The 20,662-nt window shown below is 39.2% G+C and carries 20 protein-coding genes; 19 read left to right on the forward strand and 1 reads right to left on the reverse strand.

What is annotated here, in order from left to right:
• The first annotated feature begins 29 nt into the window (after window positions 1–29).
• The 17 genes from N3I35_13260 to N3I35_13340 all read left to right on the forward strand — a co-directional run bounded on the left by N3I35_13260 (window position 30) and on the right by N3I35_13340 (window position 17,096).
• Window positions 30–428, forward strand: a complete 399-nt coding sequence (locus N3I35_13260) for a BlaI/MecI/CopY family transcriptional regulator (GenBank protein MCX8131051.1) — start codon at window positions 30–32, stop codon at window positions 426–428.
• Window positions 421–1,974, forward strand: a complete 1,554-nt coding sequence (locus N3I35_13265; GenBank protein ID MCX8131052.1) for a M23/M56 family metallopeptidase — start codon at window positions 421–423, stop codon at window positions 1,972–1,974. Before N3I35_13260 ends, N3I35_13265 begins: the two co-directional genes overlap by 8 nt.
• A gap of 37 nt (window positions 1,975–2,011) precedes the next feature.
• A complete protein-coding gene (locus tag N3I35_13270; GenBank protein ID MCX8131053.1) occupies window positions 2,012–2,818 on the forward strand; it encodes a hypothetical protein in 807 nt (268 codons plus the stop codon).
• A gap of 31 nt (window positions 2,819–2,849) precedes the next feature.
• The gene (locus tag N3I35_13275) at window positions 2,850–3,944 is read left to right on the forward strand and encodes a DUF362 domain-containing protein (GenBank protein MCX8131054.1); all 1,095 of its coding nucleotides are present in this window, start codon (window positions 2,850–2,852) and stop codon (window positions 3,942–3,944) included.
• A gap of 95 nt (window positions 3,945–4,039) precedes the next feature.
• Window positions 4,040–4,840, forward strand: coding sequence for a hypothetical protein (locus tag N3I35_13280; protein ID MCX8131055.1), 801 nt, complete (start codon window positions 4,040–4,042; stop codon window positions 4,838–4,840).
• A gap of 16 nt (window positions 4,841–4,856) precedes the next feature.
• Window positions 4,857–6,026 (forward strand): DUF362 domain-containing protein, encoded by a 1,170-nt coding sequence (locus tag N3I35_13285; GenBank protein ID MCX8131056.1) that lies wholly within the window; start codon window positions 4,857–4,859, stop codon window positions 6,024–6,026.
• Window positions 6,027–6,067: 41 nt separating this feature from the next.
• Window positions 6,068–6,979: a permease gene (locus N3I35_13290; protein ID MCX8131057.1), complete on the forward strand. Its 912-nt coding sequence runs from the start codon at window positions 6,068–6,070 to the stop codon at window positions 6,977–6,979.
• A gap of 21 nt (window positions 6,980–7,000) precedes the next feature.
• On the forward strand, window positions 7,001–7,807 hold the full coding sequence (locus N3I35_13295) for a permease (protein ID MCX8131058.1): 807 nt from the start codon (window positions 7,001–7,003) through the stop codon (window positions 7,805–7,807).
• A 15-nt stretch (window positions 7,808–7,822) separates the two neighbouring features.
• On the forward strand, window positions 7,823–8,839 hold the full coding sequence (locus tag N3I35_13300) for a DUF362 domain-containing protein (GenBank protein MCX8131059.1): 1,017 nt from the start codon (window positions 7,823–7,825) through the stop codon (window positions 8,837–8,839).
• Window positions 8,840–8,855: 16 nt separating this feature from the next.
• Window positions 8,856–9,767 (forward strand): permease, encoded by a 912-nt coding sequence (locus N3I35_13305; GenBank protein ID MCX8131060.1) that lies wholly within the window; start codon window positions 8,856–8,858, stop codon window positions 9,765–9,767.
• A 20-nt stretch (window positions 9,768–9,787) separates the two neighbouring features.
• Entirely contained in the window at window positions 9,788–10,837 is a 1,050-nt protein-coding gene (locus N3I35_13310; protein MCX8131061.1) for a linear amide C-N hydrolase, read from the forward strand.
• A 16-nt stretch (window positions 10,838–10,853) separates the two neighbouring features.
• Window positions 10,854–12,008 (forward strand): DUF362 domain-containing protein, encoded by a 1,155-nt coding sequence (locus tag N3I35_13315; protein ID MCX8131062.1) that lies wholly within the window; start codon window positions 10,854–10,856, stop codon window positions 12,006–12,008.
• Window positions 12,009–12,200: 192 nt separating this feature from the next.
• Window positions 12,201–13,016: an ATP-dependent sacrificial sulfur transferase LarE gene (gene larE, locus N3I35_13320; GenBank protein ID MCX8131063.1), complete on the forward strand. Its 816-nt coding sequence runs from the start codon at window positions 12,201–12,203 to the stop codon at window positions 13,014–13,016.
• Window positions 13,017–13,134: 118 nt separating this feature from the next.
• The gene (locus N3I35_13325) at window positions 13,135–14,001 is read left to right on the forward strand and encodes a DUF2520 domain-containing protein (GenBank protein ID MCX8131064.1); all 867 of its coding nucleotides are present in this window, start codon (window positions 13,135–13,137) and stop codon (window positions 13,999–14,001) included.
• A 94-nt stretch (window positions 14,002–14,095) separates the two neighbouring features.
• Window positions 14,096–14,842 carry a nickel pincer cofactor biosynthesis protein LarB gene (gene larB / locus N3I35_13330; GenBank protein MCX8131065.1) on the forward strand — a complete coding sequence of 249 codons (747 nt, stop codon included), beginning with the start codon at window positions 14,096–14,098 and terminating at the stop codon, window positions 14,840–14,842.
• Window positions 14,843–14,854: 12 nt separating this feature from the next.
• Window positions 14,855–16,168, forward strand: a complete 1,314-nt coding sequence (larC, locus tag N3I35_13335; protein ID MCX8131066.1) for a nickel pincer cofactor biosynthesis protein LarC — start codon at window positions 14,855–14,857, stop codon at window positions 16,166–16,168.
• Window positions 16,158–17,096, forward strand: a complete 939-nt coding sequence (locus tag N3I35_13340; GenBank protein MCX8131067.1) for a TIGR01212 family radical SAM protein — start codon at window positions 16,158–16,160, stop codon at window positions 17,094–17,096. Before larC ends, N3I35_13340 begins: the two co-directional genes overlap by 11 nt.
• Window positions 17,097–17,112: 16 nt before the next feature.
• Here N3I35_13340 and N3I35_13345 read toward each other — a convergent pair whose 3' ends face one another.
• Window positions 17,113–17,730 carry a PilZ domain-containing protein gene (locus tag N3I35_13345; GenBank protein MCX8131068.1) on the reverse strand — a complete coding sequence of 206 codons (618 nt, stop codon included), beginning with the start codon at window positions 17,728–17,730 and terminating at the stop codon, window positions 17,113–17,115.
• A 275-nt stretch (window positions 17,731–18,005) separates the two neighbouring features.
• On the opposite strand from N3I35_13345, the gene guaA reads away from it, so the two are divergent.
• Complete coding sequence (guaA, locus tag N3I35_13350) at window positions 18,006–19,541, forward strand: glutamine-hydrolyzing GMP synthase (protein ID MCX8131069.1); 1,536 nt, start codon at window positions 18,006–18,008, stop codon at window positions 19,539–19,541.
• Window positions 19,542–19,575: 34 nt separating this feature from the next.
• Window positions 19,576–20,565 carry an AEC family transporter gene (locus N3I35_13355; protein MCX8131070.1) on the forward strand — a complete coding sequence of 330 codons (990 nt, stop codon included), beginning with the start codon at window positions 19,576–19,578 and terminating at the stop codon, window positions 20,563–20,565.
• The last annotated feature ends 97 nt before the right edge of the window (window positions 20,566–20,662 follow it).

A 20,662-nucleotide genomic window follows, 5' to 3' on the forward strand; every position in this document is an offset into this window, starting at 1 on the left:
TTTATCTGTGCTGAAAGGGATGAAAAGGAATGAAAGGTAATCCGGCTAAGAATTTAAGCAGAAGAGAACGCCAGATAATGGACATAGTTTTCAGAAAAAAACATGTAACGGCAGCAGAGGTTCAGGAAGAACTTCCTGATAATCCTAGCTACTCAACTGTTAGGGCATTTTTGAGGATATTGGAGGAAAAAGGGCAGGTAAAGCACAAAACAGATGGCCAAAAATATATTTATTTTGCTTCTACTCCAAGGAAGAAAGCAGTGAAAGACGCAATTGAAGATCTTATTAAGACATTTTTTGATAATTCTGTCGAACATACAGTGGCAGCATTGCTGGATTTAAAAAAATCAAAGCTGACCGGTGAGGAGCTTGACAGAATTTCTGTATTGATAGAGAAAGCCAGAAAGGAAGACGAGGAAAATGAGTGAGGGTAAAGTGCAGCTGTTAAACTGGCTTATCATTTTGGCAGACTCTTCCCTTAAGGGAACTATTATCATTACTGCAGCAATCTTATTAAGCAAGCTTAAAAGAGGTATTTCATCTCAGGCAAAATATCTGCTATCTGCTGTAGCTATAATTTCCTTGCTAATATTACCACTGTCGTACTATTTGAATAATCACTCAAATAGTGAATATGAATCTGTATTAAAGAATATGAAAAAAGTGCCATATACAATAAATATGGATATAGCATCGCCAAGTGAGGATAATGGGCAGACAGCTTCAGAAGCATCCTTGGGTTCCGGTAAAACAACAGAGAAGTATGATGCCGGGCTAAAAAACAAGATTTTTTTATCTGTCTTTTATCTGTGGTTTTGTGTATTGCTTGTCCTTTTATTCAGGATTGCAGTTGGAATGCTGGGGGCACATAAAATAATAAGAGAATCAGAAATGCTGGTTGATGAAAACTTGCTGGCAATTGTTAATGAAGTCAAACTTATATTAGGTGTGAAACAAAACATAAAGATTTACTTATCCGAAAATGACTATATGCCTATTACTTTTGGGATAATGAAACCGGTAATTCTTCTTCCGCGGAATGCACTTGATTGGGAATCAGGATTATGCAGGAGCGTTCTGATGCATGAGATAGTTCATATAAAACGCAGGGATAACTTATTAAAGCTTGCTGCAAGACTGGTAAGCACGCTGTATTGGTTTAATCCCATTATGTGGGTGGCGCTCAAACGTTTCTATATCGACATGGAAAAAGCCTGTGATGCCTGTGTAATGCAACTTGGAGTAAAATCTACGGATTATGCCGGACATTTACTGAGTATAGCAGGCGGATATTCAGTTCCAAAGTTTTTTCCAGAGCCTTCAAGTGCTATGGGGAGTATTTCCATAACGGAATCCAGGATATTGACCATTCTAAATAAAGGTGAAAGATATATTGGAAGCAGCAAAAAGAAATTTTTCCTGTTAGCCTCAGTATTCTTATGTCTTGCAATAGTATTGTCCAGTGTCCAGATTGTATCTGCGAAATTTTCCAGAGAATCTGAAACTCTGAACATAATAACGGACAAAAAAGGGTTTGTTTCAGTTCAGAGCTCTGACTTAAAAATCAACATAAAAAATTCATTGAAAGAACAAATACCTACACTGCTACCTGTAGGCGGTAAAAACGTAGAAATACAAAATACCTTTGGCGGGAGTATCGGGAATGATAAATATAAAAATACAGGCATTGATATCGAAAAGGGCAATGAATGCATGCCCATCATTGCTTCAGCAGATGGGTATGTAAAAGAGATCGGAATGGACGGTACGGATGGAAACTACATAAAGCTAGAGCATAGTAACGGATTGCATACGGTTTATGAGAATTTCATAGAAACACAGGTCAGAACAGGTGATTATGTGCAAAAAGGTGTAATCATCGCCTATACAGGAAATATAGAAAAGGTTCACTTTGAAGTATGGTATAGCGATATGCCTTTGGATCCATTGCCGTTTTTGAAGATGGGGTATTAAGAGTTGAAGTATCAAAATGTATAGCGTGAGGTGAAATATGCTGGGGCTTCTTTTAGACATTGGGAATGGTGTTTTGGTTAATATGCTGCAGGTGCTGGCAGGCTGTGTGTTGAGTGTATTAATCTACAAAATAATAACAAAAAAGAAAATAAAAGCAAAAAATCCGGTTGCTGTTGATTTTCTGATGATCACTCTGCTTTCGGCATGTGGAATGCTTTTCCCTTTGGGTATATACGGTATTGTTCCGGTTTTTGCTGTAATGGTTCTGTCAGGAATCAATACTTATTTTACTGTTCCGCTTGTTATATCAAATTTATTATTCAACATGCTTGATCCTGTTTTAGAAAAAACCTTTGTTTGGAGGGCCTCCGGAGGCAGGATACTTCTTGCATTTGTTGCCGGAGTTCTTGCAGGTATGATAATCAGGATGCTGGATTCAAGAAATGTGAATATCATCAACCACAGGATGATGAGCAGATTAATTCCCCGTGAACAGGGTCGGACTCTCAAGTTGGGGGCTATACCTGATGTTATAGGCATAATAGGACCATTTGTTATTATAGGTGCTGTTTTGAACGGTATTTTCCACAGGTATATGTATAACGACGTTATGAATGCTTTTTATGCCAGCAGTATAGGTACAGAAATTACAGAAGTTCTTTTGAAGAATAATGCAACTATAAGCTCTACCTTTAGCCTGTCCCTTGGGATAGCAAACGTATTCATGAACTTTGCAGAAATGTCAGCTTTGTTTATACTTTTTAAGCCGCGTGGCATTTTTATATTCATTGCATATTATTCGGTTATTGCGCTTATTTGTGCCGCATCAATTTTTGTTTTTTAGCTTAGATACAAAAATAAACTGGAGGGTCAAAATGAAAAACATTAAGAAAATTATTGTCTATGGTATTATTGCAGTTTTGTGTATTGCAGCCATTGCAGGATATGCAGGACAAAAGTGGCTGAAGGGTCTTGGAGGCGGCAGCGCGGTTGTTTCTGAGGCTGGGCCAGGTGGAGATAAGAAGAAAATGTCTGATATAAGAGATCTAAATAACAATATACTTCCACAAATAGTTTGGGACCGGATGCAGAAAAACAATGTTATATCCGATAAAAACCCTGTTATAGGAGCAGGAGTGGGCAAGGACTTTTCTGCGACTACCAGAGAAGCCGTCAAAAATGCGGATGCTCTGGAAAAGCTCATAAAGAAGGGTAGTACTGTTTTAATCAAACCCAATATGATAAAAAGTGCTGCACCGGAGCAAGGTGTAGAGACTGATTACCGCGTAGTACAGGAAATTGCAAATATAGCAAGGGAGTTAGGGGCATCCCGTGTAGTTGTTGCGGATGGTTCACCATGGGGCAGGAGCTTTGATGATACAAATATGTATACGAAATTAACAGGTGTAGAACTTATTGATTTCAATGACTGCAGAGAAGAGGACTGTTATAAGTTCACACCGGAAAAAAGCTTGACCGGCGGTGAATTCTATATGCCCAAAATATATATGGAGGCTGATGTGGTAATAAGTGCGGCAAAGCTGAAGACACATTTTGAGGCAGTTGTAACCCTTAGTCTGAAAAATATATTTGGTGTTCCTCCTGTTCAACTTACAGGAGCAGGTCAGGGAAGGGACTATCTGCATAATATGGGCATTTCCAACTCTATAGTAGATCTTAACAAAATCAGAAAGCCTGATTTTGTAATTATAGACGGCATAATAGGAGGTGAAGGGAACATGCCTTTCAGTGGCACACCGGTGGATTCCGGAGTTGTATTTGCCGGGACTGACCCTGTTGCTGCTGATACTGTAGCACTGAATTTCATGGGCTTTACATTGGATGAAATAGAGCATGTCAGATTGGCCGGACAGGAAGGCCTGGGTATAAATGATCTGAGTAAAATCAAGCTTGTAGGGCTGGACTTAAATAAATCACAGATGTTCTTCAGAAGGTCCGAATCATATTAATTATTCTGATAAGCGGTTTGGATCTATTGAGTGTATTTAGTATCATATAGTGTTTAATGAGTAATATTACAGGAAATACAAGGGTAGGTGGGTACATGTTGGAGCTGGTAGCAGAAATAGGGCAGGTGTTAATCTCAAATACGGTTCAATTGGTTATGGGCTGTATTTTATCGATAATTATTAGTTATTGTTTCAGGAGCAGGCAGAATAATGAAAATACTGGCTTGCTGAGAGTTTTTCTGTATATAGCAGCAAGCTCGACGGTAGGAATCGTATTACCTCTAAATATGTATGGACTGGTTATTCCTTGTATCACGCTGCTTGCTTTGGGACAAAGATCTTATTCCGTATTTCCCATGCTGGTATCGAATGCTTTGTTTAATATGCTTGTGCCATATTCAGATGTAAGTTTTGTATGGAGAAACGGAACAAAACGGGTTATTCTCGCTTTTGCTGCGGGAGTTTTGATAGGGTTGGCCCTAAAAACTCTGAGTGTAAAGGAAATGACGCTTTTCAGAAAGCTAAACGGTTTGGGTAGTGATAAGGAATACTCAGGGATATCTGGGATATCCGGTTTTATTGTTGACAGCATCAGTATGGTCGGGATATACCTTATCATAGGTGTCATCATAGATACCCTATTCCGTAAATATGCATTTTTCAGTATTCTGGGTTTTATCTTCAATAATCCTAAAACTGCCTTCATTCCACGCTTGCTTGCAGGTTATGATATTGTAAATCCGTATTTCCTGCTTGCGAAGAATATTGTTATTGTATTAATGGATTTTATCAAGATGTCAGCATTGCTGGTTATTCTAAAACCTAAGGGGTTACTGGCTTATTACGGTTATTATATTGCTATAGCCGGACTTTTGTCAGTATCTGCATTTATATAATAAGAGGAGGAACAAAATGGGGAAATTAAAGAATGTTATTATTTTTGGTGTTATTATTTTGTTAGGTATTGCTGCAGTTGCAGGGTATTTCATAAAGAATAGCACAGGTAAAAGCACAAACGCTGAGACTGCAAAGGAAGTAACAATCGATGCAACCAAAGCTGCAACTACAAGTACCGGTACAAAAGTAAGTGATGAACCAAAAGCGCCTGTAATGCTTAATGTCAGTGAAAGTATAGTCGCAAAAGGTGAATCGGAGAGAGAAAAACATGTCAAGGAACTGCTGAATAAAGCTATGGAGAATCCTGATCCCAACCCTGTAGTAGGAATAGGGAGAGGGGAAGATCATGCAAAGGTCACCGACATGGCAATAGAAAATGCCGGTGGACTGAAGGGAATTGTCAAAAAAGGCGATGTGGTATTGATAAAACCAAACATATGCTACAATTCAACGCCTGATTCATCAATAATAACCGACTACAGGGTAGTTCAGCAAATTGCAGATAAAGCAAAAGAGATGGGTGCATCAAGAGTTATAGTTGCTGAAGGGAGTTTTTCCGGAAATGCTTTTGACGTGCTGGAGAATAAATACAGCACTTTAAAGGGAGTAGAGTTTCTGAACTTCAATGATTTTGATACTAAGGACTGTTATGAGCTTCAACCGTTAAAGAGTCTGGTAGGAAAAGGACTGTTCATACCTAAGGCTTATATGGATGCTGATGTGGTTATTAATGTAGCTAAGATGAAAACCCACTTTTTACCTGAGGCGGTAGTGTCATTGAGTATTAAGAATTGTATAGGAATACCTCCTGAGAGAATTTATACCGGAGCAGGCTCAAAAGATGGGCTTCACATGCTGGGAATAATGGAAACAATAATCGATCTGAACAGAATAAGAAAGCCTGACTTATCTATAATCGAAGGTATTATCGGGGGCGAAGGCGAAGGTCCTATGTACAATACACCGGTTAACTCCAATATAATTTTGGCAGGAAAAGATCTGGCGGCTCTCGATACTGTAGGATTGACCTTTATGGGCTTCAAGCTTGATGAAGTACCTCATGTCAAGCGTGCAGGAGAAGAGAAGCTTGGTATTACCGATATAAAGAAAATAAAGGTTGTCGGAGCTGATTTGAATTCTATTAAAATGGACTTCCAGAGTTCCTTTAAGCTGCTTAGAGAATAAATTGGGAATTCTTAGGAATATTGTTTTGACAGGGGACTGAAATGAATTTACCGAACCAGTTTATAATACTGTTTAATATCATAGTGCAGCAATTTAAACTCATATTTCCATATTGGATTGCCGGTGTTTTTACTGGTTCGTTGCTTTCTGTATTTGCAGCAGCAAGAATTACCAGCCTGGCAGTGAAGATCAGCGGAAACAGGTTCAGACTGACAGGTTTGATATTTGCCGCCTGTTTGGGAGTTGCATCGCCTATTTGCATGTATGGGACTGTACCTATTATTGCTTCTCTCGGGAGGAAGAATGTACCTCAGTATTTCCTTGCTGCATTTATGGTCAGTTCCATACTTCTGAATCCCAACCTGCTTATACTGAGCTTTGCCCTGGGACCGGGAATTGCGGTGTTGAGATTGTCTGTGAGTATAGCAGCCGGGGTTCTGGCAGGAATACTCGTTTATGCTTTGTACAAAAACGATAGTTTATTTAGCTTTGAAGGTTTTGAAGATAGAAAAAAGTGCAGCAGTCAATCATCTATGACCAAGACATTTTTCAGTGACTTATATAGAGGGATAGATAAGACTGCTCCGTATTTTCTTGCAGGTATTATACTCACTGCATTGTTTGACAGGTATTTTCCAAAGGATATCATCATCAGGATGTTTGACAGCAATAAAGGGCTTGGAGTGCTTCTGGCAGCTTCACTCGGCGTTCCCATATATGTTTGCGGGGGTGGTACAATACCCCTCATAAGGGCTTGTTTGCAAGCAGGTATGAGCATTGGGTCCGCTGCGGCATTTATGATTACGGGGCCTGCTACAAAGTTGACCAACCTGGGTGCTGTAAAAATTATACTCGGAAAGAAGAATTTTGCCGTGTATATTTTATATAACATTATTTTTGCCATAATTGTTGGACTAGGTACCGATTTTATTTTAGGATTGATAAAAAAATGAGTAGTGTGGTGGTAAGTACCCATGTTTCAAATTATTACAGATGCAAGCTATCTGGTTATAGGAATACTGGCTCAGGTTTTGATAGGATGTATTCTCGGAATACTGCTGTATGCTCCTCTTAGGAGGCTCTTTGACAAGGGGCTTGAAAAAAGGAACAGAAGGGATAAAATACTACATGCTTTAATTGCTTCTATTTCAGGTGTTTTACTCCCTCTCGGATCCTACGGAATTATTCCAGTGGTTTTGTCTGCTTCAGCTGCCGGTGTTGGGGTAAGGTTAATTGTTTCGTTTTATATTTCAAATTCCTTGTTTAATACATTGGTGCCGTATTTTGAAAATACCTTTACATGGGGATTGGGAATAAAAAGGGCGATAATTGCTCTGTTGGCAGGTGTTTTATCTTCTTATGTCATAGGTGCTATAAAATTGACCGGCAGCAGGCTGCTTCGGCTTGAGATACCTGAGAATCTGCTTGGACAGGAGAATGGAATTAAGAGATTTGCATTTACTGGAAACAGGATTCTTTTAAGTATTGGTGCATATGTAATTATAGGCGCTGTTGCCGAAAGTTTTTTTTATGCGTATGCTTTGGGAGATATCAGGACATGGTTTTATTCAGCGTCTGCAGGACTTGAGTTTGCCAGGTTTCTGACTAAGTATGATGTAGGGAATCATATTTTTCTTATAGCAATATACGTTTTCAACAGTCTCATGAGTCCGCTGAAGTTATCTTCATTACTCGCTTTGTGGAATATACGCGGAGTTATTCTATACTATTTATTCAGTTTTTTTATTTGTGGAGCATTGACGATTTCACTGTTTCTGTAGGATGGAGGTTTAGTGATGAAGACTTTTAAAGCTTTTTTGATATATGGAATTTTACTGGTTTTGCTGGTGGTGGGGATATCAGCCGGATTTTTCTTAAAGAATAATGAGAAAAGTGTGGAAACTGTAAATGCATTGTCCAATACTGTTGCGGATGTGGTTCAGACAGCAGACACCAGTAGGATACAATCTGATAATCCGATGGTTGGTATAGCGCAAGGGACGGACTATGACAAAGTAACAAGGGAGGCTGTTAAGAACTCGGGCCGGCTGAAAGAGATTGTAAAGAAAGGCGATGTAGTTCTGATAAAGCCAAATCTTGGAGCAGCTGTACCAAGTGGTACAGGCAATATTACCGATTACAGGATAGTACAGGCTGTCGCAGATATTGTTAAAGAGTATGGTGCTTCCAGGGTAATAGTAGCGGAGACTTCTTACATGGGAAATGTATTCAATGTCACAGGATATGACCAATTGACAGGGGTAGAACTGGTCGATATGAATGAATTCGGTGAAAAGGATTGTTATAAGCTCAAAGCTGAGAATAGCCTTACAGGAAAAGAATTTTACATTCCAAAGATTTATATGGATGCTGATGTTGTGATCAGTGCAGCAGTTCTAAAGACTTATTCGCTTGTGGGAGGAACTCTTAGCCTTAAAAACTCAATAGGAGTACCCCCGAACAACCTTTATGGTACCATGGGAGGTAAGCTGGCTTTCCATGGAATGGGTATAGATAATGTGATTGTTGACCTGAACAAAATAAGAAAGCCTGACTTTGCAGTAATAGACGGTATTATCGGAGGAGAAGGCTCAGGACCTGTAAATAACGACCCTGTAAACTCTAATACCGTACTTGCAGGCTCAGATCTGGTGGCTGTAGATGCAGTAGCACTTGAATTTATGGGTTTGACTCTGGGTGAGGCAGATCATATAAGGCTTGCTGCAGAGAATGGCTTGGGTGAATGTGATCTGAAGAAGATCACTGTAAAGGGCGCTGTTTTGGACACTATAAAAATGAAATTCAAACACTGATTTAAAGAGAGGCCGTATGACTCTTCTTTATGAAATCTCCTATATTTTTTATCTTGTAGTATATCAGTTCAGGCTTATAGCTCCATATTGGTTTGCAGGAGTTATCGCAGGAGCGGTAATCTCTACCTATGCAGGTGACTTTATAGGTAAACTTGTTTTGAGTCTGAAGGGGAAAGAAAAATTCAGTCCTGTTGCTGCAGGAAGTGCTGCTTTCCTCGGAGTGGTATCGCCGCTGTGCATGTATGGTACCGTACCACTCATAGCATACTTAGGTAAAAACGGTGCTCCTCAATATTTACTTGCAACATTTATGGTGAGTTCTATTTTATTGAATCCAAATTTGTTGCTTTTGAGCTTTTCATTGGGAGTACCTATTGCTATATTGAGGCTGATATCTAGTATTATGGCAGGTATGCTGGCAGGGCTGCTGGTGAAAGTATTATTCGACCGAAAGCAGTTATTTAGTTTTGAATGCTTTGAAGAAAAAAAGAAATGCAGTAGTGAAGAGAAGTCCTACAAGAAGTTTATAAGCAAATTAAACAAAAGTATTTTAGTAACCGCTCCATATTTTCTTGTAGGAATCATACTAACAGCTCTATTCGACAAGTATTTTCCTAAAAGCATATTCGTCAGCCTGTTCAGCGGTAATAAAGGTCTGGGTGTATTATTGTCTGCATCTTTAGGGGTACCTATATACCTTTGCGGAGGAGGTACAGTACCTCTTGTCAAAGCTTGGATGAATGCCGGTATGAGTCCGGGTTCCGCTATAGCGTTTATGATATCGGGACCGGCAACCAAGCTGACTAATCTCGGTGCGGTAAAAATCATCCTGGGGGCGCGGAATTTTACATTTTATCTGGCATATTGCATTATTTTTGCGGTAGTTACAGGCATCATTATCGATGCTTTTTATGGAATAATCCAATAAGATTATATGGAGAGATAACTATGAAGAAGTTTTTTTCTTTGATTATTGTTCTCATTTTTACCCTTTCAGTATATAGCCAGTCTGACGCATGCACGATTTTTACCAAGCAGCAAAATGGAAGAGTCCTGGTGGGAAACAATGAGGACTGGATGTACTCTATACCTTCTACATTTTGGATAGCTGCACCTGAAAATGATACATACGGAAGGATATGCTTTGCGAATTCTACCTATGTTCAGGGTGGTATGAATGAAAAGGGCCTGTTTTATGATGGTGCTACATGCCCTGCTTCAGAGATACCTCATTTTAAAGGAAAGCCGGAATTGGGAATGGATCTTGGGGAAATAATCATTTCAAAATGTGCAAATGTCCGGGAAGCTGTAGAAATGATAAAAAAGTATAACATCACCAGAAGCTTCACCGATCATATTATGTTTACCGATCAATCAGGGGATTCTGTGGTGATAGAATGGATGAACAATGATCTGAAGATAATCCCCAAAAAAGGAACATATCAACTTATAACCAACTTCTGGCTTACCGACCCAGAGCTTGGAGGATATCCATGCACCAGGTATGATAAAGCCAAAACAATGCTCGAAGATAAAGATGAGATTAATGTCGATGTGTTTGCCGGAATTTTAAAAGCCGTATTAGCGGATTGGGGAGATATGGGTACGAAATATTCAAATGTATATGATCTGAAAAAAAGAGAGGTATTTATTTATAATAAGGGGGATTTCAGCAAATACGTCAGATATAATTTGCCGGATGAACTCAAAAAGCTTAAAAAAGGAAAAAAGGTAAATTACAAACTGGACAAAGTTTTCAGAGACAATACCGATGTACTGCTGTCGCCTGTTGAAAATGAAAGACAGAATATTCAGGTCGGACATACCGGGACACAGATTGTAAATGATGAGAAAGATTCAGTCTTAAAATCTAAGGGAGTGCCTGTAAAAAAGAATGGAGTGTTTATACTATACTTCTTAATAGCAATCATAGCAATATTGTTGCCAATAGTCGTTATTACCGTATTAAGAAAAATGAAAAATAAAGACTTAATATAAATGGGAGGTGTAATAAATGAGTACTGTGTCTATAGTGAGATGCGATGACTATGAAGTAGAAAAAGTAAAGTCTGCCATAAAGGAATCTATAGATAAAATAGGAGGAATGTCTGCTTTTGTCAAGCCTGGTGAAACAGTTCTCTTGAAGGTGAATCTGCTTATTAAAAGAAAACCGGAAAAGGTTACCACAACTCATCCTTCCTTTGCACAGGCTTTGGCAGAGCTTGTTATCGAAGCAGGCGGCAAGCCAGTAATCGGAGATAGCCCTGGTGGATATCACTTCTATAATAAAGGGTCTCTGGAATCGGTATATGAAACCTGCGGTATGAAAGATGCAGCTAAGAAAAGCGGTGCGGAGTTGAATTATAACACAGATGTGATAGATGTACCTTATCCTGATGGAGTGGTAATGAAGAGTATCAAAACTATAAAGCCTGTCATCGAGGTAGATAAGATAATAAATATACCCAAAATCAAGACTCATATGATGACAGTCTATAGCGGAGCTGTAAAAAATATGTTCGGAATAATTCCCGGGAGCTACAAAGCAGAGTATCACCTGAGATTTGATGATACAGGTGACTTTGCCAATCTGCTTATTGACATATGCAGTTTTTCCAAGCCTGTATTGACTGTAATGGATGCGGTGCTGGGTATGGAGGGATATGGTCCAACCAATGGACATCCAAAGAAAGTTGGTCTGGTACTAGCCAGTAGTGACCCTTTTGCACTTGATGTAACAGCTACTGACATAATCGGTATTGAACCGGGGCAGGTACCTACAATCAGAAAGTCTGTGGAACGGAATTTGTGTACCGGCAATATTGGAGATATTGAGGTAGTCGGAGAGGAAATGAATAAAATCAGGGTTTTGGATTTTAAGAAGCCTACGGTAAAGGTTGCATTTAACTTTTACAATATCCTGCTCCCTAAGTTTATAGTAAAGCGCCTGAATAGAATTATCAAACCCACACCGCGGTTTAATATGCAGAAATGCAAGGGTTGCGGGATGTGTGCAAAAAGCTGTCCTCCCAAGACTATAGAGATGGTTGGCGGAAAGCCGGTAGTAAAACTTGATAAATGCATAAGGTGTTTCTGTTGTCATGAGTTGTGCAATTATGATGCTGTAGATATCAAAAGGCCCTGGTTTATAAGGATGGTACTGAGGTAGTGTATAATTTGCCTTATGCTCTAAATTTTCCAATATAATCAACAGGAATACCTTGGGATATACCAGGAAAAATGCGCCGGATATAAAAGTTAACTTGCAAGATTGATTAAGTTATGTTAGGTATTCTGTGTTTATGTGATATAATCTTAAGAAGGTAAATAGTAAAAGCAAAGATGTGAAAAGGTGGATAAAATGGATATTAGAGAAAAACTGAACAACTTAAAAGCAGATATAGAAAAAATGGGAAGCCTTGCTGTGGCGTTTTCTGGAGGGGTAGACAGTACATTTCTCCTGAAGGTTGCCCATGATGTATTAGGGGATAAGGCAATAGCTGTAACAGCGCGGTCTTCTACATACCCTGAAAGAGAATACAGGGAAGCAGTTGATTTTGCCGGCAAAATAGGAGTAAAGCAAATAGTAATAGTTTCAGAAGAACTTGATATTGAAGGTTTTTCTTCAAACCCTGTAAACAGGTGCTATTTTTGCAAAAAAGAATTGTTTACAAAAGTTATTGATGTGGCAAAAGATAATGGGATCAGATATGTTGCAGACGGATCAAATATTGATGATCTCGGGGATTATAGGCCGGGAATGACTGCAACAAAGGAATTGAATGTAGTAAGCCCGCTAAAGCAGGCAGGAATGACTAAAGACGATATAAGAGCATTATCAAAAGAAATGGGATTACCTACCTGGGATAAGCAGGCTTTTGCATGTCTTTCATCAAGATTTCCGTATGGGCAGGAGATTACCCATGAGAAACTTGAAATGGTGGATAAGGCTGAGCAATTTCTGATGGATCTCGGTTTCAGGCAGCTGCGGGTCCGCCATCACGGCGATGTTGCGCGTATTGAAGTTTCTGCTGCCGAAAGGCCAAAATTCTTTGATGAAGAATTAATGGACAGGGTATATGAAAATTTAAAAAAAATCGGATTCAAATATGTTTCGTTGGATTTGAAAGGGTACCGTACAGGAAGTATGAATGAGGTACTAAACCTGAACAAGTGAATTTGAATTAATAAACTGTGTTAAAAGAAACAATTTCTTTCAGGCCTGCTCTCAATAGCATCTGAAAGAAATAATATTAAGTTGCTCCTTAAAAAGGGGCAGAGGCAGGTAAACATATATGAAGGTCGGAATAGTAGGCGCGGGCAGACTTGGCTTTGCCCTGGCAATAGCTTTAGACAAAAAGGGCTTTGATATAACCGGAGTATATAGTAAAAGTGATGAATCTGCGAAGCTCCTTTGCGATAAACTGAATACTTCGCTTCCTAATGATCTGGCATATACAGTCAGAAATTCTGATACAGTGTTTATTACGGTACCTGATGGACAGATTATCAGTGTTGCAGACGCAATATGTATGGAAAATGAAACAGGCGGTATTGCGGGAAAAACCTTTTTCCACTGCAGCGGCGCGTTGAGTTCCGATGAACTTACTGCAATAAGTAAACTTGGTGCTTATACGGCATCATTCCATCCCATACAGACCTTTGCCGACAGGGAAAACTCCTGGACCGGTCTGGACAGAATCTTTTTCGGATTTGAAGGCTGTAATGAGGCGAAGTTAATGGCAGAGACAATTGTCCTGGCGTTTAGTAGTGATATGCTGGTGATAAATAAGGAAAATAAACCTTTATACCATGCTGCTGCCTGCATAATGTCAAATTATATGGTTACTCTTTCATATATAGCAGGAAGGTTGTTTGAAAGCATTGGTATAAATGCTGAAGCAGGGGTCAGAGCATTTAGTCCCTTATTGAAGAAAACTGTTGACAACATTAGCCTGTTGGGCAGTTTTGATGCCTTGACCGGTCCAATATCCAGAGGGGATTATAATGTAGTGGATAAACACATTGCACAAATGGAAACCGAGAATCAAAAAATGATTCCGGTATATAAATTGCTTGGCAGAATAACTGTAGAGGCGGCACTACAAAAAGGAAGTATCGGTGAAGAGGCTTCTCAAAGGCTGCTTAAGCTATTGGAGTAAGGTTTGTAAATTAGTATAGTAAGGTGCTAAAACGTAGTCAGTAGGGAGAAAAGCTTGAAATAAAAAATGAGGTAAGATTTCCGGAGGTGTTGTTATGGATTCCGAAAGTTTAAAAAAATTGCTTGAAAATGTTAAAAATGGCAGCATAAATATAGATGATGCTTTAACAGAGCTAAAAAAGCTTCCTTTTGAAGACCTGGGGTTTGCTAAAGTTGATCATCACCGCAAGATCAGGAATGGTTTTCCCGAGGTTATTTACTGCCAGGGAAAGACAGTAGAGCAGATAAAGGGTATAGTCAGAAAGCTTATGGAAAAAAATAATAACATAATGGGCACAAGAGCCAGCAGAGAAGTATATGAGGGTATAAAAGAGGTTACGGATGATGCAGTATATTATGAAGCAGCAAGAATAGTTGTAGTTAAGAGAAGGGATTCTGAGTTGACTCAGAAAGTCATAGCTGTGGTATCAGCAGGAACGTCGGATATACCTGTTGCGGAAGAGGCAGCCATAACAGCAGAGGTTATGGGGAACAGAGTTGACAGAGTGTATGACGTAGGTGTAGCGGGTATACACAGGCTGTTTGCCAATGCTGATATACTTCTGAAAGCCAATGTATTAATAGTAGTGGCAGGAATGGAAGGGGCTCTTGCAAGTGTCGTAGGTGGAATGGTGGATAAACCTGTTATAGCGGTTCCCACAAGTATCGGTTACGGAGCAAACTTCGGCGGGCTTTCTGCGTTGTTGACGATGCTTAACAGTTGTGCAAGCGGGATAGGTGTTGTAAATATTGATAATGGATTTGGTGCAGGATACCTGGCCAGTATGATAAATAAATTATAGTGAGAGGTTTTTATGAAAGTTTTATACTTTGACTGTTTTTCTGGAATCAGCGGGGATATGACACTTGGTGCCTTAATTGACCTTGGAGTTGACAAGGAATTGTTTAAAAGTGAGCTGGACAAGCTAAATCTTAGCGGATATGATATCGTTATCGGTAATAAATCCAAGAATGGAATAATAGGTACAGATGTAGATGTAATAATAAATGAGGAATATGAGAAACTTCAAGAGAGACTGAAAAGACATGAGGAGCACCAGCATTTGCACAAACACGGGCATCCGCATGAGCATTCTCATGAACACGGACATCATCACAAGCACGGACATAGTGAAGATAGTCACCAACATTCACACTCTGCAAGAAATCTGAAAAGTATAGAAACCATGATAGACTGGAGCGATTTAAATCAAAATGTAAAAGATTTCAGTAAGAGGGTCTTCAGGGAAATTGCAAAAGCTGAAGCTAAAGTACATAACAAAGATATAAATGAGGTCCATTTTCATGAAGTGGGCGCTATAGATTCCATAGTAGATATAGTGGGAGCAGCAATCTGCCTGGATTTGCTTGGGATACAGAGAGTGCATTCTTCACCTCTCCATGACGGGCATGGCTTTATTGAATGCCAGCATGGAATCATTCCTGTGCCTGTTCCTGCCGTAATGGAAATGCTTAAAAACAGCGATATTCCGCTTGTTTCGGAAGATGTTAATACAGAATTGGTTACACCTACGGGAATGGGTATTATCAAATGTTTGTCATCCGGCTTTGGCAACATGCCTGCAATGACTGTTGAAAAAGTCGGTTACGGTATGGGAAAACGTGAAACAGGTAGATTTAATGCATTAAGAGTTGTAATGGGAACTCTGGTTGAGAATAAAGGTTCTTCTGATGAAATAACTCTTCTGGAAACAAACATAGATGATATGACTCCGGAAGCTTTGGGCTATACTGCCGAAGCACTTCTGGAAGCCGGTGCTCTGGATGTGTTTATTACTCCGGTTTATATGAAAAAGAGCAGACCGGCAAGCATACTGTCCGTACTCGTAAACGAAGAAAAAGAAGAGAAGTTTGTGGATATTATTTTAAGAGAGACCTCCACCCTAGGCATAAGAAAAAGCTCTGTCAAAAGGTACTGCATGGACAGAGAAATGATCGAGGTAGAAACCCAGTATGGAAAAGCCAGGGTCAAAATAGCTTCCGGATATGGAATCAGAAAAGCAGCACCTGAATATGAGGATTGTAAGGAAATTGCAAAACGTACGGGATTACCGTTAAGAGAAGTATATGAACTGGTGATGGAGAAGGCAGGAAAGCATGTTATATAACAAGTTTTCGGAATATTTAAGAAAAAGGTATGGCACAAAAGTTTACAAGCTGCCTGTCAATATCCCTGTTACTTGCCCCAACAGGGATGGCAGATTGAGCAGAAAAGGATGTGTTTTCTGCGGAGAAGAGGGGGCGGGTTTTGAAAACCTGCCAAATACATTGAGCGTAAAGGCACAATTGGAGCAGAATTCTCAATATATTGGCAAGAATTATAGTGCCGGAAAATTTATTGCATACTTTCAGAATTATTCAAATACTTACCTTCCACTGGGTTTGTTCCGGGAATATATTGAACAAGCCTGTATGGAAGGTATTGTTGCCATTTATATATCAACAAGACCTGACTGTGTAAATAACAGCTATCTGGAATTCTTAAAGGATATCAGGGAGAGAAAAAGCATAGACATAGTAATTGAACTGGGTCTGCAAACTGTAAACTATCACACTCTGAAGATGCTGAACAGGGGACATCTGCTGGCAGAATATATTGATGCTGCAATAAGAATAAACTCATATGGTATTGACTCTTGTGCGCACTATATACTGGACATACCGATGGATTCTGCGGATGATGTGATAGAGGGAGCCAGAATAATTTCTGCATTGGGAGTAAGGCAGGTAAAATGCCACTCTTTATACTACTTGAAAGGGACAGAACTGGGAGATATGTACTCCAGGGGTGAGATAACCCCTCTTTCTGCGGAGGATTTCATTGAAAGGGCAATATCGTTTCTGGAATATCTTAATCCTGATATAGTTATTCAAAGGCTTATCGGACGCGCCCCGGAAGAGAGAAGCCTGTTCTGCAACTGGGGAACAAGCTGGTGGAAACTGAGGGATATGATAGAGGAAAAAATGATAAACGAGGGACGCTATCAGGGGCGGAAATATAACTATCTAAACGGTAAACAGTGTATTTGTAATTAGCTTAGACTGATTCTACCTATACACCTTTGAGATTTCTTAGAAACCTGTCCTGTTCATCCTTAAGATTCTGAAGATGTCTTTTTACAACATTTTTTGCGTTTAAATTTGGATAAAGTGATCTTAGTCCGTACTCGATATTGTGCTTACCATTTATTTTCCATATGACCTGTGCTATCAGGAAAATCAAAGAGTTATCTATATACAAGTCAAGCTCAAGCTCATTTTCAAGCTCAAACTTTGCTTTGGTACAGATCATCATACCATCGGAACTCATATTTCTTATAGTAGCGGTTTCTTTTTTTGAATATCCTTTTAGCCTTACATCAGCGTATAGAGATACGGGATATCTTTCTGATTTTCTTTTTTCAGCCATTTGTTCGATATTATCTACCTTAAGCTTGATTGCTGCCTGTTTCGTATTTACTTCATGGAGAGTACAGCTGATATTGTATACTTCTCCTCCGGTTTCAAAGGTCAGGACAATTGGATCACCTTCAAACAGATTGAATATTACAAATTCTTTTGTCAGCTTGATTGTTATTATGTTTTCTTCAGCTTCAAATACTACACTTTTAAATGGTGATGAACCTGAGTAATGACGTATCGATACTATTTCTCCTGCCTTAATCTTCATAAGGGAGTCTCCTTGTATATGTTGTTATCCGCAGACTGACCAGCACAACAGATTAGTTTAATTATACACTTAATTGACCAGGATTTAAAACAGAATTATTATCAGGCTAGGTTATCCCTTCCGCTGTCATATCTTCAGAATGAAAAATTCGGGTAAAAACATTTTGCAATATGTAATAAATTCTTATATAATATATCATTATCAGCAAAAATCCGAACATTTTTTTAAAAATCCGGTTTTTTGTTAGGAAAAATACGTAGCAAGGAGTTGTTATTTTGAAACACGAACTAATACTTGTCATCGATTTTGGAGCTCAATACAATCAGTTGATTGCAAGGAGGGTAAGGGAAGCAAACGTTTATTGTGAAGTAATACCCTATACTACTTCTTTAGATAAAATCAAAGCAATGAATCCTAAGGGAATCATTTTCACAGGCGGACAGGCATCAGTCCTTGACCCTAATGCACCATTCTGTGATAAGGGCGTTTATGACCTTGGTGTACCCATTCTCGGCATATGCTACGGGATGCAGCTTATGAGCGTCATGCTCGGTGGAAATGTAGAGAGAGCAAATCAGAGAGAATATGGTAAAGTGGATATAAAACTGAGTACTGAAAGCAAACTGATGAATGGTGTTGAATGTGATACTACATGCTGGATGAGTCATACATATCATGTAAACAGGCTACCTGAAGGATTTAAGGCTGTTGCGAACTCAGGCAATTGTCCTATTGCTGCAATGGAAAATGAAAACAGGAAATTTTACGGAGTTCAGTTCCATCCTGAGGTTGAGCATACACCAAGGGGGAAGGATTTGCTCAGAAACTTCCTTTACAATATTTGTGAATGCTCTGGCGACTGGAAGATGTCTTCTTTCGCTGAGGAGTCAATAAAGGCAATAAAAGAAAAGGTTGGGGATAAAAAAGTGCTCTGTGCCCTTTCTGGTGGTGTGGATTCATCTGTAGCCGCGGTAATGATTCACAAGGCTATAGGAAAACAACTGACCTGTATTTTTGTCGATCACGGTTTGTTGAGAAAGTATGAAGGGGACCAGGTAGAACAGGTATTCAAGGAACAGTTTGACATAAATATGATTAGAGTAAATGCAGAAGACAGATTTCTTTCAAGGCTTGCCGGGGTAAGTGATCCTGAAACTAAAAGAAAGATAATCGGCGAAGAATTTATAAGAGTTTTTGAGGATGAAGCTAAAAAGATCGGAAAAGTTGACTTCCTGGTACAGGGAACGATATATCCGGATGTGATTGAAAGCGGCGCAGGAAATGCAGCGGTAATCAAGAGTCACCATAACGTAGGGGGATTGCCAGATCATGTGGATTTCAAAGAGATTATCGAACCGCTTCGCAATCTGTTTAAAGATGAAGTGAGAAAAGTAGGTGAAGAACTCGGCATACCTGAAGAGCTAGTATGGAGACAGCCGTTTCCCGGCCCTGGATTGGCAATAAGGATAATAGGAGAGATTACAAAAGACAAGCTGGAGATTTTGAGGGATTCGGATCATGTATTCAGAGAAGAGATTGCAAATGCAGGTCTTGCAAGAAAGATAAATCAATACTTTACTGTTCTGACCGGTATGAGAAGTGTAGGGGTAATGGGCGATGAACGTACTTATGATTATACTCTGGCTCTAAGGGCTGTTACTACTACAGACTTTATGACGGCAGACTGGGCAAGGATTCCTTATGATATCCTTGAAAAAATTTCCAACAGAATAGTTAATGAAGTAAAACATATAAATAGGATTGTGTATGACGTGACCAGCAAACCACCTGCAACGATAGAGTGGGAGTAAAACAGTTGACAGTTTCTTAGATGGAGTGACTTAGATGCAGCCGGCGGATATAGCAGTAATAAAACAAATAATAATACTGACACTACTGGGTTTGACAGGTTTTGCAGCAGGTAGGACAAAGTATCTGCCGGACAATTCCGGTGTTATCCTTTCAAGAGTTGTGATAAAACTTACAGCACCACTTTTGATAATAACAAAAATGTCCGAGTATTCTTTTGGAAGCGATACTCTGAAAAACGGATTCTGGATACTTGCTTCCGGGGTTTTCTTTATACTTATTGCCGGGCTGCTGGGGTGGGGAGCCAGTCATGTTCTGAATCTGCAAAGTACTTCTTCGAATGTATATAAGATGCTTTCCATGTTTGGAAATGTAATATTTATGGCTTATCCGCTTCTAAGCGCGATATATCCTGAAAAGGGCATAGTATATGCAATATTTTTTAATATTGCTAATGATCTTGTCTTGTGGACACTGGGGATATTTCTCGTAAACAGGCATGTTGCTAAAAGCTGGAAGGACAATATTAAACACCTGATAAACGGGAATACAATAGCGTTCGGTATTGGCGTGCTTTTTATAGTCATCAATTTGCAGGATCTGATTCAGAAACACAGTATGGCAAAGCGCGTATATTCAATACTTTTTGATACATTCAGCCCCCTCGGGCATACTACTATTTACCTTTCAATGCTGTTTATAGGATTGATACTTTCGGAAATAAAAATAGGTAATATATCGGATATAGTAAAAAGGTACCCTTTGTTCGTATTAGCGGCACTGAAGCTTCTGGTCGTTCCTTTTATAGCTATGGCTGTGCTTTATGCGGCAGGGGATATTCTAAGTCCCATGGTAAAGTCAATTATTGTCCTGCAGCTGGCAATGCCATGTGGTACGATTGTATCCGCTCTTGCTTCACAGTATAATTCTGATTACAGATTTGCAACAGAGGGTGTGTTTGTTACAACAATTCTGTCTATAGTCACTCTTCCATTAGTGGCACATCTGACTCAAATATTCGGCTAAATGCCGGATAATTTTATTATTAATAGTCATAAATTCATAAAAAGTAGCAATAAAATATAAAAAACACGAATATTAATATTGTATAAATAAATAATGT

It is taken from the genome of Clostridia bacterium, assembly GCA_026414765.1.
In the GTDB taxonomy this organism is placed as follows: Bacteria; Bacillota; Clostridia; order Acetivibrionales; family DSM-27016; genus SKW86.

Coding starts and splice junctions, on each gene's coding strand:
- N3I35_13315 (MCX8131062.1), top strand. CDS start 10,854: ATGAGTACTGTGTCTATAGTGAGATGCGATGACTATGAAGTAGAAAAA.
- N3I35_13270 (MCX8131053.1), top strand. CDS start 2,012: ATGCTGGGGCTTCTTTTAGACATTGGGAATGGTGTTTTGGTTAATATG.
- N3I35_13300 (MCX8131059.1), top strand. CDS start 7,823: ATGAAGACTTTTAAAGCTTTTTTGATATATGGAATTTTACTGGTTTTG.
- N3I35_13345 (MCX8131068.1), bottom strand. CDS start 17,730: ATGAAGATTAAGGCAGGAGAAATAGTATCGATACGTCATTACTCAGGT.
- N3I35_13340 (MCX8131067.1), top strand. CDS start 16,158: ATGTTATATAACAAGTTTTCGGAATATTTAAGAAAAAGGTATGGCACA.
- N3I35_13285 (MCX8131056.1), top strand. CDS start 4,857: ATGGGGAAATTAAAGAATGTTATTATTTTTGGTGTTATTATTTTGTTA.
- N3I35_13265 (MCX8131052.1), top strand. CDS start 421: ATGAGTGAGGGTAAAGTGCAGCTGTTAAACTGGCTTATCATTTTGGCA.
- larB (MCX8131065.1), top strand. CDS start 14,096: ATGGATTCCGAAAGTTTAAAAAAATTGCTTGAAAATGTTAAAAATGGC.
- N3I35_13310 (MCX8131061.1), top strand. CDS start 9,788: ATGAAGAAGTTTTTTTCTTTGATTATTGTTCTCATTTTTACCCTTTCA.
- larC (MCX8131066.1), top strand. CDS start 14,855: ATGAAAGTTTTATACTTTGACTGTTTTTCTGGAATCAGCGGGGATATG.
- larE (MCX8131063.1), top strand. CDS start 12,201: ATGGATATTAGAGAAAAACTGAACAACTTAAAAGCAGATATAGAAAAA.
- N3I35_13355 (MCX8131070.1), top strand. CDS start 19,576: ATGCAGCCGGCGGATATAGCAGTAATAAAACAAATAATAATACTGACA.
- N3I35_13260 (MCX8131051.1), top strand. CDS start 30: ATGAAAGGTAATCCGGCTAAGAATTTAAGCAGAAGAGAACGCCAGATA.
- N3I35_13325 (MCX8131064.1), top strand. CDS start 13,135: ATGAAGGTCGGAATAGTAGGCGCGGGCAGACTTGGCTTTGCCCTGGCA.
- N3I35_13305 (MCX8131060.1), top strand. CDS start 8,856: ATGACTCTTCTTTATGAAATCTCCTATATTTTTTATCTTGTAGTATAT.
- N3I35_13280 (MCX8131055.1), top strand. CDS start 4,040: ATGTTGGAGCTGGTAGCAGAAATAGGGCAGGTGTTAATCTCAAATACG.
- N3I35_13290 (MCX8131057.1), top strand. CDS start 6,068: ATGAATTTACCGAACCAGTTTATAATACTGTTTAATATCATAGTGCAG.
- N3I35_13295 (MCX8131058.1), top strand. CDS start 7,001: ATGTTTCAAATTATTACAGATGCAAGCTATCTGGTTATAGGAATACTG.
- N3I35_13275 (MCX8131054.1), top strand. CDS start 2,850: ATGAAAAACATTAAGAAAATTATTGTCTATGGTATTATTGCAGTTTTG.